Annotated in this window: 11 protein-coding genes and 1 tRNA gene; 4 read left to right on the top strand and 8 right to left on the bottom strand. The window is 70.2% G+C overall.

Translation table 11 applies throughout. The features are described 5' to 3' along the window. Nucleotides 1-4: 4 nt before the first annotated feature. Together ACEXOR_RS04000 and ACEXOR_RS03995 are read left to right on the top strand one after the other, a co-directional pair. Nucleotides 5-484 carry a MarR family winged helix-turn-helix transcriptional regulator gene (locus tag ACEXOR_RS04000; protein ID WP_374848098.1) on the top strand — a complete coding sequence of 160 codons (480 nt, stop codon included), beginning with the start codon at nt 5-7 and terminating at the stop codon, nt 482-484. Nucleotides 485-544: 60 nt separating this feature from the next. Next, complete coding sequence (locus ACEXOR_RS03995; RefSeq protein WP_374848097.1) at nt 545-1,423, top strand: Fpg/Nei family DNA glycosylase; 879 nt, start codon at nt 545-547, stop codon at nt 1,421-1,423. Between the two features lie 10 nt (nt 1,424-1,433). Here ACEXOR_RS03995 and ACEXOR_RS03990 read toward each other — a convergent pair whose 3' ends face one another. Continuing rightward, entirely contained in the window at nt 1,434-3,812 is a 2,379-nt protein-coding gene (locus tag ACEXOR_RS03990; RefSeq protein WP_374848096.1) for a cell wall-binding repeat-containing protein, read from the bottom strand. Between the two features lie 193 nt (nt 3,813-4,005). On the opposite strand from ACEXOR_RS03990, the gene ACEXOR_RS03985 reads away from it, so the two are divergent. After that, nucleotides 4,006-5,490, top strand: a complete 1,485-nt coding sequence (locus tag ACEXOR_RS03985; protein ID WP_374848095.1) for an MFS transporter — start codon at nt 4,006-4,008, stop codon at nt 5,488-5,490. A gap of 76 nt (nt 5,491-5,566) precedes the next feature. Here ACEXOR_RS03985 and ACEXOR_RS03980 read toward each other — a convergent pair whose 3' ends face one another. The 7 genes from ACEXOR_RS03980 to ACEXOR_RS03950 form a co-directional block, all read right to left on the bottom strand. After that, on the bottom strand, nt 5,567-8,539 hold the full coding sequence (locus tag ACEXOR_RS03980) for a lamin tail domain-containing protein (protein ID WP_374848094.1): 2,973 nt from the start codon (nt 8,537-8,539) through the stop codon (nt 5,567-5,569). Nucleotides 8,540-8,674: 135 nt separating this feature from the next. After that, a tRNA-Ala gene (locus ACEXOR_RS03975) sits at nt 8,675-8,750 on the bottom strand. Between the two features lie 29 nt (nt 8,751-8,779). Further along, on the bottom strand, nt 8,780-10,102 hold the full coding sequence (locus ACEXOR_RS03970; protein ID WP_374848093.1) for an acyltransferase family protein: 1,323 nt from the start codon (nt 10,100-10,102) through the stop codon (nt 8,780-8,782). An 82-nt stretch (nt 10,103-10,184) separates the two neighbouring features. Further along, nucleotides 10,185-11,198, bottom strand: coding sequence for a hypothetical protein (locus ACEXOR_RS03965; protein WP_374848092.1), 1,014 nt, complete (start codon nt 11,196-11,198; stop codon nt 10,185-10,187). Between the two features lie 63 nt (nt 11,199-11,261). Further along, nucleotides 11,262-11,915 carry a GNAT family N-acetyltransferase gene (locus tag ACEXOR_RS03960; RefSeq protein WP_374848091.1) on the bottom strand — a complete coding sequence of 218 codons (654 nt, stop codon included), beginning with the start codon at nt 11,913-11,915 and terminating at the stop codon, nt 11,262-11,264. Between the two features lie 30 nt (nt 11,916-11,945). Beyond that, entirely contained in the window at nt 11,946-12,836 is an 891-nt protein-coding gene (galU, locus tag ACEXOR_RS03955; RefSeq protein ID WP_374848090.1) for a UTP--glucose-1-phosphate uridylyltransferase GalU, read from the bottom strand. Between the two features lie 58 nt (nt 12,837-12,894). Further along, nucleotides 12,895-13,443, bottom strand: a complete 549-nt coding sequence (locus tag ACEXOR_RS03950; protein ID WP_374848089.1) for a TetR/AcrR family transcriptional regulator — start codon at nt 13,441-13,443, stop codon at nt 12,895-12,897. A gap of 84 nt (nt 13,444-13,527) precedes the next feature. Here ACEXOR_RS03950 and ACEXOR_RS03945 point away from each other — a divergent pair, with 84 nt between their 5' ends. Beyond that, nucleotides 13,528-15,081, top strand: coding sequence for an MFS transporter (locus tag ACEXOR_RS03945; RefSeq protein WP_374848088.1), 1,554 nt, complete (start codon nt 13,528-13,530; stop codon nt 15,079-15,081).

Below are 15,081 nucleotides of genomic sequence, written 5' to 3'. Positions count from 1 at the left end.
GAGCATGGATGAGGCACGCTGGCTGACCGCTCGGCAACTGCGGGCCTGGATCCGGTTGGAGGCGGTGGTCGAACTGCTGCCCTCGGTGCTCGACCAGCAGCTGCAGCACGACGCCTCGCTCACCCACTTCGAGTACATCGTGCTCGCCAAACTCAGCGAAGCACCCGACCACGTGCTGCGGATGACGGCTCTCGCGGCCACCACGAACTCCACGCTCCCCCGCCTCTCGCACGTGGCGTCGCGACTCGAGGGCCGCGGCTTCATCGAGCGCGCGCCGTGCCCGGGCGACCGGCGGGCCACCAACGCGCACCTCACCGAGGCGGGCTGGCAGAAGGTCGTCGAGGCGGCTCCCGGTCACGTGGAAACGGTGCGGTCGCACGTGATCGACCTGCTCTCCGACGAGGAGGTGGGGCAGCTCGACGCCATCATGGCGCGGTTGCTGCAGAAGCTCGACCCCGAGAACACGCTGCGCGTCATCCCCTGACCCGACCGGGGGCTCAAGGATGCCCTCGCCGTTGTCGGCGGCCGGGTGGAGACTGATGGCGTGCCGGAGCTGCCCGAAGTCCATGCCCTCGCGGTCGACCTGAACGGCCGGCTGGCGGGGCGACGTGTCGATCACGTCGAGCTGGTGTCGTTCGCGGCCCTGAAGACCTTCGACCCGCCCGTCACGGCGCTCTCCGGTACCACCGTCGAACGTGTCGAGCGGCACGGCAAGTTCCTCGACCTCACGCTGGCGGCCGACGACGGCACGCGGCTCCACCTCGTCACCCACCTCGCCCGCGCCGGCTGGCTGCGCTGGCGCGACGGCCCGCCACCGCCGCCGAGCGGCAAACCCGGCCGGGGAGCGCTCGCGGCCCGGCTCGTGCTCGACGACGGCACCGGCTTCGACCTCACCGAGGCGGGCACCAAGAAGAGCCTCGCCGTGTACGTCGTGCGCGACCCGGCCGAGGTGCCTGGCATCGCGCGCCTGGGCCCCGACCCCCTCGACGACGCCTTCACGCTCGAGGTCTTCACGGGCATCCTGAGCCGCGCGGGCCGCGCCCAGATCAAGGGCGTCCTGCGCAACCAGGCCACCATCGCGGGCATCGGCAACGCCTATTCCGACGAGATCCTGCACACCGCCCGGATGTCGCCGTTCAAGCCGGCGGCCATGACCGACGGCGAGGTCGCCACCCTCTACACCGCGTTGCAATCGACCCTGCGCGACGCGGTGCGGCGGGCGGAGGGCCTGGCGGCCTCGGAACTGAAGGCCGAGAAGAAGTCGGGCCTGGCCGTGCACGGCCGCACCGGCCAGGCCTGCCCGGTGTGCGGCGACACCATCCGCCAGGTCACCTACGCCGACTCGAGCCTGCAGTACTGCCCCACCTGCCAGACCGGTGGCAAGCCGCTGGCCGACCGAGTGCTCTCCCGCCTGCTCAAGTAGCGGCAGCGGGTCAACAGGGCTTGAGGTTCGCGACCTCCGCGCTCAGCGACGCCGGCCCGCCGATCAGGGTCACCCGACTGACTCCCTGCTGACGCATCTGGTCGAGGACGGCCGGCGGCACGCAGTCCTTCTGCGAGAGGTAGAGGGGAGCTTCGAGCGCCCCGGCCCATGCCCCACCCGACAGTGCATCCGGATAGTTCGAGCCGGTCACGAGAAAGGCCTGCGAACTCCTCACGAAGGCGCTGGCGTTGATCGCGACCGAGGCGGCGAAGCGGTCGGCTCCGCCGAAGCGTGTGGTCGGGGCGATGAACGCCAAGTCCGACTCGATGGCGAGGGACACCGATACCGGGCCACCCGCGATCGAGATGCTCTCGGGTGCGATCGATCGCAGGAGCGCCTCGGTTGGGTCGTCCAGTCCGGTGCTCGTGCCGTTCACCAGCAGCACCGGAGCATCCTGCGCTCCCGCCGCGGCACCTGCGCTAAGGGCATCGGGGAAGGTCGACCCGGTTGCGACGTACACGGTCGCCGGCGAATCACCGGCCCATTCGGTGGCCACCGCTCGCGACAGGGCGAAGCGGTCGGCGCCGGTGATTCGGCGCACGGAGTAGTCGCGCTCGAGGTCGGTGATCACGGCGTTCGCGACCGAGTTCGGGCCCCCCACCACCACGATCGAGGTGGGCGCCAGACGGGCGAGCTCGTCGCGCACCTCGCCGGGGAGTGATGTCTTGGTGGTCAGCAGGAGTGGCGCGTTCGAATGGGTGGCGAGCGGGCCCGCGGAGAGGGCGTCGGAGAAGTTCTCGCCGCTGACGAGGAAGACGGTGTCCGCACCGTCCGGGTGGGACTGCTTCGAAACGTTCACGGCCACCTCGTAGCGATCGCTCCCGGAGATCCGGGCCGCCGGAGTCGGGATGGACGACGGCGGGACCACCTGATCGAGGATCGTGACACCCGCGACGGAGACCACGATGGTCGAGCCTCCCGCGACCTGCGTCAGCGGGACACGGAGAGTGGCTCCGCCCTTCAGCGTGTAGGCGGTGTGCGTTCCGTCGACCGTGACGTCGAACACCCGGGAGAGTGTCTCCCCGGTGAAGCGGTTCTCACCGAACTGGTTCCGGTTGTCGAGATAGAGCATGCTGCGCTCCGGACGCTTGGCGTCGAGCACGGTCTTCGCCGCAGCAGGGCCGGGCGGCGGATACTCCCCCACCATCGTGGAGGTCTCGGTGTCCCCGTCGGTCGACTCGACCTCGTACACGGTCAGTCGATTCGGGTAGGCGACACCGCTGAACGGGATGGACAGCGAGCCGCCCGCCGAGACCGAGTAGCGCTTGTCGCTCACCGACGCGCCGCTTCGGGGCCCGATGATGACGCGGTAGTTCTCTGCGGCGACAGGGCTGGCGACGATCTCGACGGTGCCGGTCGGCGAATCCGTTCCGTCGGGTACGATCTCGACCGTGGTGGCCGGAGGCTCGTTGCCCATCACCACCGGAACCACGTATTCCACCCGCTGGGTGCCGACAGAGCCGCCGAGCGTCAACGCGGCTGCGCCAGGCGCGTTCGCGTCGTAGTAGTTCAACGGCACCGTCACCACGGCGACTGCCGGGTCGCCGGTGCGACTGACCGCCGCTCCGGAACCCGAGCCATCGACGCCGGGGTCGGGACGGACGCCGGCCTGCAGACCGGAGACCGTCGTGAGGTCGCTCGGAACGGTGACGACCACCGTGTCACCGGGCCCGGCAGCCAGCGCCGCCTGTCCGGTGGCGAACCGCGTGATCTCCGACCCGGTGAACGATCGCATCGACAGGGTGAAGGACTCGGCCGACGGCGGTCCGCCCGTGTAGACCGTGAACGCCCCGGAGGCGGTGAACGCCTCGCCCACGCCGACTCCCGCCCCTGGCGGTGGAGTCGGAGCGCCGACAGGCGCGGGACCGCGGGCGGAGATCGTGAGGGTGAGGCTGGCCCCGGTCAGGGTGCCGGCTACCGGAACGGTGAATGACCCGGTGGCCGCGTCGACCGGCACGGTGCCCGATGTTGCGACCTCGGGCGGCGCGGGCTGGAGGCGGTAGTCGACCGTTTCGAGGCCCTGCTGGGCCGCATCCGGAGGCAGTACCAACCGCACGGACTGGGTGTCGGCTCGAAGCCCGGGCTGGCCGTCGAGCGAACCCGAGGTGGAGTGGAAGTAGTACGGGCTCACAACCTCGACGTCGTGCTCGCTCGGTGCCCAGGCCGCTGCGGCTGGCTGCGGAACGGACTCGGCCGTCGACGACCGAGGTTCTGCCCCGACGGCCATACCCTGGGCGACGGGCGCGAGCACCACGATGGAGACTGCCACGAAGGTCGCGACGGCTCCGGCCGCCAGACGTGAGCGCTGATGACGAGCTGCGGTTGTCATTCGAACAGGCCCCCGCCCGCTTGTTCCCCTGGTTTCGCTCGACGCGAGCGGCTGACGATATGTTCTCACGGCACGGGTGTGCAAGGCGAGGGGCTGCATGCGGTCGCCCTCAAAAGATCCCCGAATCGGCACGTGCCGATTTCCCGAACCGGGCGTACGTTCGACTTCGCTGTTCGAGCTGCGGGAGGTAACGATGTCTGAGACGACCGGGGAGAAGAAGTCGGTTCGGAGCCTGGTTCCGGCCCGGCTGGATCGGCTCCCGTGGACGCGGTTCCATTGGATGATCCTCTTCGGTCTCGGCGTCTCCTGGATCCTCGACGGCCTCGAGATCCAGATCATCGCCTCGAACGGTTTCCAGAAGTCGCTCGGCATGGACTCGGCGCAGGTGGGCCTCGCCGGCACCATCTACCTCGTCGGCCAGGTGGTGGGCGCCCTGGTGTTCGGCCGGCTCGCCGACAAGTGGGGCCGCAAGAAGCTCTTCATCATCACCCTCGGCATCTACCTCGTCGGCTCCGCGCTGGCCGGCCTGTCGCCGAACATGGAGTTCCTGTTCGCGATGCGCTTCATCGCCGGCCTTGGCATCGGCGGTGAGTACGCGGCCATCAACTCCGCCATCGACGAACTCATCCCGAGCCACTACCGGGGCCGCGTCGACATCGCCATCAACGGCACCTACTGGGGCGGGGCGGCGCTCGGCTCGGTGGCCAACCTCTTCTTCTTGAACCCCGACAACTTCGGCGAGAACATCGGCTGGCGGCTCGCGTTCTTCATCGGCCCGGTGGTGGGCCTGGTGATGATCTACATGCGCCGCCACATCCCTGAGAGCCCCCGCTGGCAGATGACGCACGGCAAGGAGGAGATCGCCGAGAAGACCGTCGACGACATCGAGGCCCGGGTCGAGAAATCCACCGGCAAGAAGCTCGATCCGGTTCCCGACAGCCAGGCGGTGGAGGTGACACCCATCGCACGGGTGCCGTTCCGGCGCATCGCCTCGGTGCTCGTGCGCGACTACCCGAACCGCACGCTCGTGGGCCTCACGATGATGATCACGCAGTCGTTCCTCTACAACGCCATCTTCTTCACCTACGCGCTGGCGCTGCAGAACTTCTACGGCGTCGCCAACGACGCGGTGCAGTACTTCTTCTTCCCGTTCGCCATCGGCAACCTCATCGGCCCGCTGGTGCTCGGCCCCCTGTTCGACACCTGGGGCCGCCGCAAGATGATCCTGCTCACCTACGGGGTGTCGGGCATCGTGCTCACGGTCTCGGCGTTCCTCTTCCAGGCCGATGTGCTGAACGCCACCACGCAGACCATCTTCTGGTGCGTCGCGTTCTTCTTCGCCAGCGCCGGCGCGTCCTCGGCCTACCTGACGGTGAGCGAGCTGTTCCCGCTCGAGATCCGCTCGCAGGTGATCTCGTACTTCTTCTCGATCGCGCAGATCTGCGGTTCGGTGGCCCCGCTGCTGTTCGGCATCCTGATCGGCGACGGCGCCGACCGCGGCCCCATCACCATCGGGTACATCGGTGCCGGCGTCATCATGATCCTCGGCGGCATCATCGCCTTCATCTTCGGCGTCAACTCCGAGCGCAAGTCCCTCGAGACCATCACGAGCCCGCTCTCACTCGTCTCGGGCGGCAAGGCCACGGTCGAGGGCGAGCGAACCACCAAGGGGCGCTGAGCGGCATCCGGCACCCGTCGCCCTCCGCTCGAGTGCTTGAGGGGGCGACGGATGCCCGGCTGCCGCCGGGTCGCGCTTACGCCCGAGCTGCTCGTCGGCGCAGCAGCACGAGGCCGGCGCCGAGCAGCAGCCCGAGGGTTCCGACCGCCACCCACGGCAGCGGCTCGGCACCCGTGGAGGCGAGGCCGGCCGGCGTCGAGCCGTTCCCCGTGGGTGACGCCGGCGAGGGGCCGGGCGTGGGCGTCGGGCCGGGTGTCGGCACGGCCACCGGTGCCGCCGTCACCGTGAACGCGGTGCTCGCGATCGCGGTGCCCGGGTCGGCCGCCGTGCTCAGGGTGATCGTGTGCGCGCCCGCTGCGGCATCCGCCGGGATGGTGACCCCCGCGAGCGTCAGCGTGCCGTCGGTGCCCGCCACGGCGGAGCCGAGCGTCACCGGGTCGGAGTGCAGTACCACCAGGTACTGGGTGCCCGCGGCGAGCCCCGTGCCCCGGATGGTGGTGGTGCCGCCGGCCTGCACCGTCGACGGCGTGGCCGTGACGGTCGGCGTGGTCTCGGCGGGCGGGTTCGGGCCCTGCGGTCCGAGCTGCAGGTCGCAGGCGATGGTGCCCGACCAGAGCGAGTGCCCGCCGTTGTTGCCGTCGTCGGCCCGGATGACCTCTTTCACCCCGTTCTCGCAGGTGGAGTTCGGTGCGATCGCGAAACCCTCGAGGTTGTAGTCGGGCAGGCCGGTGGGCCGGTTGTAGACGCGGTCGACGGCGAAGGCGCCGTCGGTGCCGATCTTCAGCAGCGTCGTGGAGCCGGCGGAGGAGTTGTCGGCGACCGCCCAGATGCGCTGCGCATCCGGGTCCCACTGCGTCTCCTGGATCATCGGCAGCCCGGTGGCGATCGAACCCACGCGGTGGAAGGAGCCGTCGTCGTTCAGCGCGTAGGCGTACAGGTGACCGTTCTTCTCCAGCGCGGCGAAGAACAGGCCCGTGCCGTGACCGGCGTAGTCGGCCGGGTCGTAGGCGGCGCCGGTGCTCTGGTCGACGAAGCCGTTCGCGGTGAGGTACGAGTCCGGAACCCAGGTGATGCCCTCAAAGCCGAGGTTCGAGTCGGCGCTGCCCGTGGTGCTGATCGCGTCGGCGAGGTCGGCCGTGAGCACCCACTGCGTGGTGGGCTGCAGGATGGCGCCGGTGGCGTTCGGGTCGTACCGGAGCACGCTCTCCAGTGGCACTCCGCTCGCAGTGTTGTCGCGCTCGGTGGTGATGTAGAGGAACCCGTCGGGGCCCACGGTGATGCCCTCGGAGTCGGGCTGGCCGCCACCGCTCGGGAACACGATGTCCTTGCCGCCGGCCCAGCCGTTCGTGGTGTCGGGCACCCAGAGGTCGCCGCTCTTCACGAGACGGTAGAGGTGGCTCTTGTTCTTCACGGCCCACAGCACGCCGGGGGCGCTCGGGTCGATGTCGAGCCCCGACACGTCCTGGCCCGAGAGCGACGAGACGAACTGGCACTCGTTGTCGGAGACCTTCCAGTCCTGGCTGCCCGGCCAGGCGATGCCGCCGGCGATGGCCGGGCCGCTGCCCGAGGCGCCCTCGGTCTGGCAGGGCACGCCGCCGCCGTTGTCGGGGTTGCTCGGCGGGATGATCTGGCCGGCGCAGGCCTCGCCGTTCGAGACGCCCCAGCTGGAGGCGGCCGTGTGCGCCCAGGCACCGGTCGCGTCGCCGCAGCGCGACCACGAACCCGGCTGGGCGTCGTTCGCGCCCCAGCCGACCGAGTCGACGATGGTGGAGCCGTCGGCGAGGTACACCTTCACCGAGTCGCCGCCCGAGCTCAGGCCCTGGTTCGACAGCAGCACGAGGTAGCCGTGGGCCGGCACGACGGTGCCGTTCGGGGCGGCGAGCGCGGCCGGGTTGCTCGTGCTGTCGGCCTGCTTCCAAGCGGACACGTCGACATCCGTGTCGCCGGTGTTCACGAGCTCGTAAGCGTCGTGGGTGGGGTCGTCGTTCGCCGAGGTGACCTCGTTGAGCTTGACGGATTTCCAGGCGTCGTCGCCCTCGCCCGGGTCGACGGGGCCCACGTCGGGGTTCAGTTCGCCCTTGGAGGGTGCCGCCTGCTGCACGAACTCACCGGTGCCGTTGGGCAGGCGGCCGTAGGTGTCGAGGTGCAGGTCGCCCCACTCGTAGGAGTCGAGCACCTTCGTGCCGCCCGGGGCCGACAGGGTGAGCTGGTCACTCTTCTTGAGCTTGAAGGTCGACGACTGGGCCACCACCACGCCGCCGGGCGCGACCACGGTGCCGTCCGGCACGGTGAGGGTGACGCCGTTCTGGCGGCCGGTGAGCACGGCGCCCGCGGCATCCAGCGGCTGCGTGCTGGTGTTGATCAGCTCGACCCAGTCGGGGTTCTCGTCGGTCTGGATCTCGTTCAGGCGCAGCCAGTCGAAGGCGGAGCCGAAGCGGCTCACGCCGGGCGAGCCGATGATGCCGCTCTCCGACGTCCAGCTGCCCTCGGCGTCACCGGCGGTCGACTTGGTCCAGCCCGCGGCGTCGTTCGTGCCGATGACCGCCTCGGTCGAGGGCCAGGCGCTCGCGGTGTCGGTGCGCGGGCCGGCGCCGGCCTGGTCGTCGTAGCTCAGGGTGTCGACGAGCGTGTCCGCCGCGTCGTAGAGGTTGATGGCGTCGGCGCGGCCGAGGTTCACCGTGTTGCCGCCGATCACGGGCACCGTCTCGGGCACGCCCCACTCGGCGCGGAAGTCGGCGGCGGAGGCCTGGCTCAGGATGAACGACTCCCCCGGCGTCACGACGCCCGCGGCGCTCAGGTCGACGTCGCCGGGCTTCGCGCCGCTGTCGGAGAACGACCAGCCGGCCAGATCGACGGATGCGGCATCCAGGTTCGTGAACTCCACGAACTCCGAGCCGTTGTACGCCCACTCGGTGATGCGCACCTGCGGTGAGGCGGCGGCGTCGGCGGTCTCGGCGGCCATCGCGGCGCCCGGCACCGCGATCAGTCCGGCGAGAACGAGGCCGGATCCGGCGAGAAGGGCGAGCGGGCGCGATACAGGGTTCAGCACCCTTTAAATGTGGTCACGCCAAGCGAACAGGAGGTGACCGGAGAACTACCAGCGCCTGAACGCCCCACCTGAGTCGCCCCTGCGCTCACCCCGGATGCACGAAACCCCGCCTCACGGGGAGACGGGGATTCGTGGTGGTGGAGCTAAGGGGATTCGAACCCCTGACCTTCTCATTGCGAACGAGACGCGCTACCAACTGCGCCATAGCCCCGCTGACGTCGAAACGACAACCCCGATATTCTACGACGAAACCGCAGCCGATTGCGAACCGGCCGCGGGCGATCGCCACCGGCCGAGCAGCAGGATGGCGGCCGACAGCAGCACCACGCCGATCACCGCCGTCGGCAGGTCCATGAAGAACTCCATCACGAGGAACGGCGGCACGAACGCCAGCACCGTCGCCACCGCCACCACCGAGGTGGGCGGCGTGGCTCCCACCTCGCGCGGCGCCTCCCACCGCCCCACGATGAACGACAGGCCGAACACCGCGGCCAGCACGAGCACGAACATCACCGGTCGCGTCCACCACCACGCCGCGCTGGCCGGCTCCGGCGAGGCACCGGGCACGAGCAGCAGCGCCCCCGACACCAGCAGGATGACCGGCAGGTGCCAGAGATAGATCGTCATCAGCCGGGTGCCCACGAGAAACACCACGGCCCGCGCCGCGTGTGTGTTCATCAGGCGGGCGAGTGCCGGCCGCAGCAACCTCAGGATGCACGCCTGCGCCACCGCGAGCGCCACCAGCGGCAGCGTGGGCGGGTTGAGGTTGGTGAGCATGTCGTCGGCGTACGGGCCCCACGTGGTGAGCGGCACCAGGCTGGCATAGGCGACGGCCGCGACGGCCACCAGCGTGTACCAGCGCCGGGCCGCGAACCAGCCGTCGGCGTAGAAGAAGCCGATCTGCTGCACCAGCAGCCACACGAAGAAGAGGTTGACCAGCCCGATCTCGTCGATCCCCGTGCTGTAGCGCAGCGCATCCACCGCCACCGCCCCGGCAAGCAGAACGAGCAGAGTCGCCCGAGGGGCCCGGATGTGCCAGCCGGCCATCAACGGCACGAGAGCCTGGCAGAGCGTGTACGCCGCGAGGAACCACAGCGGCGAGGCCGCCCCCACCACGGCCACGTCGACGAGCGCGGGATCGACCCCGAAGAGACGTGCTCCCCCGATGGCCACCACGTAGAACACGAACAGCGGAAGCGCCGGCTGCGCGAGCCGCAGCACGCGGTTGCGCACGTAGCCCGCCGCGGTTCCGCCGCGTCGGCGGAGGCTCCGCCACGCGGTGATCGACGCGAACCCGCCCACCACGAAGAACAGCGGCATGATCTGGCCCGCCCAGGTGGCCAACGCGAACCACCACTGCTCCTCCAGCGGCCTCGACACCACGATCGAGCCGTCGGGCCCGGGGCCGACACCCACCATGAGGAGGTGGATCAGCACCACCAGCAGCACACAGAACACCCGCGCCAGGTCGAGCGTGAGGTCGCGCTTGGAGAGATCGATCGAGGCAGCGCCCGAGGCGGACTGCGATGTCGTCGAGGGGGCGCGAACTCCGGCGTCACTCATGCCGCAATCCTAAGAGGCGCACCCATCGCTGCACCGGCATGCGGCCGCCGCTCCGGTGGTGAGTCGCGCCCGGATCGGCCGCTCAGCCGGCGCGGCGGCGAGCGAGCACCGCGTCGAGGTCGAGGTGCGACTCGGTGTCGCCCTCCACGATGCCCATACGCGAGAACCGCGACGGCACCGCCGCGACGACCGGGGCTGCGGGAGCGACCGGAAGCTCGGTGACGGTCTCACCGGCGGCGTCGAGCCGCGCGCGCAGTGCCGCCTCCGACTGGGCCGCGGCCCGGCGCAGCGACTCGTGGTGGCCGGGGTCGGCACGCTCCCGCGAGGCCCGCGCCGTGGCCTCGGCGAGCTCGGCGGTACGGGAGGTGTCGAGGTACTCGTCGTCAGCCGCGTCGTCGGCGTCACCGAGCCCGAGCGGAGCGGCCGCCGCCCGTGCGAGGTACAGCGGACGGGGTACCGCCACCGGCACCCAGCCCGACGCGATGTCGCCTGCGGTGCGCTCGTCCGCATCCGTCGCCGTCTCCTCGAACGACGAGGCGGCATCCGTCGAGCCCTGCTCGAACGAGTCGCCGAAGTCGACGAGGTCCGGTGATTCGAGGGCCAGGTCGGCGTAGGCGATGGGCAGTCGCAGACGGCGGCCGGCCTTGGCCAGCCGCACGAGCACGGCCACGCTGGCGACGGTGGCGATCACGCCGCCGATGAGGATGATCCAGGCGCCGGTGTAGACCGCCTGCATGCCGCCGAGAACCGCGACCGAGAGCGACACGGCGAGCACGAGCGAGGTGACGGCGCGCGAGCGTCGCAGCCGGTCGGCGGTGCGCACGGCGACCGGAACCGCGTGCAGCTCGCGCTGAGCCGAACGGTGCTTCAGGATGCGCTCCTGCTCGGCGATGCTGCGGGCGTTGGCCTCGATGCGCACCTCCTGCGGCACCTCGGCCGTCTCGGCCAGGATGCGCAGCGTCTGCTGCAGTCGCACCGCGTTGCGCTCGGTGGCGAGGTACTGACGGCTGCGGAACCACGACGGCAGCAGATAGGCGAGCCACAGCACCGCCGCGAGGGCGATGATGAACCCTCCGCTGAGCCAGTCCGTCGTCATGGCTCTACGGTACGGGCGCGGGCCGTCGCTGCCTCTGAACGCGGGGCGCGTGTCGGGTGGGAATCAGCTCCGCGTGATCGGAAGAGGCGTGCGGGCGGCGACGCGGTCGCTCTCCGGCACCGAGCCGTCGCCCGCGGGCACCCGGCCCTCCTGCCACCGGCGCAGCACGCCGACGGGCAGTTCCTCGCGCACGAGCGCGAAGCAGAAGTGGTCGCGCCAGTCGCCGTTGATGTGGATGAACCGGCGCCGGAGCCCCTCGTAACGGAACCCGAGCTTCTCCACCACCCGCAGGCTCGGCGCGTTCTCGGGGCGGATGCAGATCTCGATGCGGTGGAGCCCCACCGAGAAGAAGCAGTAGTCGCTCGCCAGCGCCGTGCTGATGGGCGTGATGTTCTTGCCCGCGAAGCGCTCGGACACCCAGTAGCCGATCGACGCCGAGCCCACCGAGCCGTAGCTGATCGACGACACGTTCAGCTGCCCGGCCACCTCGCCCTCGTACTCGATCAAGAAGGGCAGACCGAGGCCGGCTCGCGCATTGGCCTGAAGCGAACGGATGCTCGCGCGGGTGTCGAACGACATCGGGCCCTGCGGGTTGGTCGCCTCCCACGTGCGCAACCACGGCCGGTTCTCGATCAGTTCGCGCTCGAGCACCTTGGCGTCGCGCACGCGGATCGGCCGGAGCGTGACGGCGCCCTCGGTCAGTGTGGGAACGAACATCTGTCGAACTTTACGCGTGCGCGCGCCTGATCAGAGGCCGGACACGAACTCCTGCAGCCACGGCCGGAGGTCTGGGCCGAGGTCGCTGCGGTCGCTGGCCAGCTGCACGATGGCCTTGATGTAGTCGAGCTTGTCGCCGGTGTCGTAGCGACGGCCGTCGAACACCACGCCGTAGACGCCGCCCGCGATCGTGTCGTCCTTCGCGAGCGTCAGCAGCGCATCCGTCAGCTGGATCTCGCCGCCCTTGCCGGGAGCGGTGTTCTCGAGGATGCCGAACACCTCGGGCTGCAGCACGTAGCGGCCGATCACGGCCAGGTTCGACGGCGCGGTGCCGGCATCGGGCTTCTCGACGAGGTCGACGACCTTCACGATGTCGGCCTCGTCGGTGGGCTCCACGGAGGCCACACCGTAGAGGTGCGTCATCGAGGGGTCGACCTCCATCAGGGCGATCACGGTGGCGGTGCGGCTCTCCTGCACCTCGAGCATGCGCTTGAGCAGGGCGTCGCGCGCGTCGATGATGTCGTCGCCGAGCAGCACGGCGAAGGGCTCGTGGCCCACGTGCATGCGCGAGCGGAGAACGGCGTGGCCGAGGCCCAGCGGGTCGCCCTGACGCACGTAGTGCATCTCGGCGAGGGCGGTCGACTCGTTGACGACCCGCAGCATCTCGCCCTTGCCCTTCTGCTCCAGGGTCGATTCGAGCTCGTACACGCGGTCGAAGTGGTTCTCGATGGCGGCCTTGTTGCGCCCGGTCACCACGAGCACGTCGTTGAGACCGGCGCTGACGGCCTCCTCCACCACGTACTGGATGGCCGGCTTGTCGACCACCGGGAGCATCTCCTTCGGCATCGCCTTGGTGGCGGGAAGGAAGCGCGTACCGAGGCCGGCTGCCGGAATAACTGCTTTCGTCAAAGGTGTCCCCATGCTCCGAAGCATATCCAGGTTCATCGGGGTCACGCTGACGACGGACTCGCCGGAGCCGTCAGACGGGCGGGCCGGCGGGCGGGCCGGTCGCTTTGAGGCGCTCGATGAAGGCGATCATGTCGACCTCGTCGTCGGGGATGGCACCCGTGGTGAGCGTCTCGTAGTAGAGGCCGTCGGCGATCAGGATCGCGGCACGCGCCACCAGAGGATCGCCCAGGTCGGCCAGGAGGAGTGCGTAGCTCGCCGCGCGCAGCTCGGCGATCGCCGTGCGGGCGCGGTCGTTGTCGTGCGCGAGCAACCCCACCGCCACCGTCACCCGGTCGAGCGGGCTGTCGACGTAGTCGCGCAACGGGAGGTAGTACGCGGCGGCGCCGCCCGGTGCGGTTCGCATCTTCTCGAGGTCGACGGCCGAGAGCACCTCGAGGCGGTCGACCAGGGCGTCTTCCAGGATGCGTCGTGAACCGAAATGGTAGAGCAGCCCGCCCTTGGTGACACCGGCCCGCCGGGCCACGTCGTCGAGGCTGGCCGAGCTGCCCCGCGTCTGAACCAGGAGGTCTTGGAAGGCGGTGAGGATCGCCTCGCGCGCGCTGTCTCGGTGCTGGGCCACGGTGGAAGTTTACTACACCAGTTGGTATAGTGAATTTTGCTGTGCCGAGTGGTGCAGTAAAACTCGATCGTCACGGAACATCCCATGCAGTCCCGCACCGCCCCCACCCCGTCGGCCACCACCGCAGCTCCCCGCTACGGCCATCGCTACCTCGCCCTGGTGCTGTTGATGCTGCCCGTGCTGCTGGTGTCGATCGACAACACGGTGCTGAGCTTCGCCCTGCCCGCGATCAGCCGCGACCTCGCCCCGTCGAGCACCACGCTGCTCTGGGTGGTCGACGTCTACCCGCTCATCCTCGCCGGGCTCCTCGTGGCCATGGGCACCGTCGGCGACCGGGTGGGGCGGCGCCGGCTGCTGATGATCGGCGCCACCGGCTTCGCCCTGGTGTCGGCCGCCGCCGCGTTCGCGCCCAGCGCCGAGTGGCTCATCGCCGCCCGCGCCCTGATGGCCTTCTTCGGCGCCATGCTGATGCCGTCGACCCTGTCGCTGCTGCGCAACATCTTCACCGACCCCCGCGAGCGCACGATGGCGATCGCCATCTGGGCCGGCGGCTTCGCGGCGGGTTCGAGCATCGGCCCGATCGTGGGCGGCGTGCTGCTCGAGCACTTCGCCTGGGGTTCGGTGTTCCTGCTCGCGGTGCCGGTGCTCATCCCCCTGCTCGCGCTCGGCTTCGTGTTCATCCCCGAGTCGCGCGATCCGGCGCCCGGCCGGATCGACCTGCTCAGCGTCGCGCTCTCGCTGGCCGCGCTCACCCCCTTCGTGTTCGGCATCAAGCAGCTCGCGCACGACGGGCTGAACCCGATCGGCGTCGTCGCGGTGGTGGCGGGCATCGGGGTCGGGGTGCTGTTCGTGCGGCGTCAGCAGCGCATCCCGAACCCGCTGCTGGACCTGCGGCTGTTCGCCAACGCACCCTTCGCCGGGTCGATCCTGGCGAACTTCCTCAGCGTGTTCAGCCTCGTCGGGTTCCTCTTCTTCGCGTCGCAGCACCTGCAGCTCGTGCTCGGTCTCACCCCGCTCGACTCGGGGCTGCTGTTGCTGCCCGCCACCGTGGTGGGCATCGTCGCCGGCATGCTGGCCGCTGTGATGGTGCGGCGCCTGGCTCCGCGCAGCGTGGTGCTCGCCGGGCTGAGCTGCACCGCGGCGGGGTTCGCGGTGATCATCCTGTTCCGCCACGATCTCACCGCACTCGTGGTGGCGGCGGCCTTCGTGGTGCTGTCGTTCGGCGTCTCGTTCGCCGAGACCATCTCGAACGACGTCATCCTCGCGTCGGTACCCGAGGAGAAGGCGGGGGCTGCCGCGGGCATCTCCGAGACGGCCTACGAACTCGGTGTTGTGCTCGGCACCGCCGTGCTCGGCGCCGTGCTGTCGGCGTTCTACCGGGCCGGCGTCGTGGTGCCCTCCGGGCTCGGCGACGACGCGGCGCGGGGTGCGGGCGAGACCCTCGGCGGTGCGGTGGCCGCTGCGTCGTCGGGCGCCCTGTCGGCCGATGCCTCGGCGCAGCTGCTGGCCTCGGCGAGGGCGGCGTTCGACAGCGGCGTCTGGGTCACCTCGGCCATCGCGCTGGTGTTCATCGCCACCGCCTGGCTCATCGTGCACCGCACGCTGCGCAGTGTCCCGAGTGCCTCGCGGCAGAACTAG

It is taken from the genome of Herbiconiux liangxiaofengii (genome assembly GCF_041927335.1).
GTDB lineage: Bacteria > Actinomycetota > Actinomycetes > Actinomycetales > Microbacteriaceae > Herbiconiux > Herbiconiux liangxiaofengii.
Note: the sequence above shows the minus strand (reverse complement) of the source record. Positions and strands in the feature narration are given on the sequence as shown.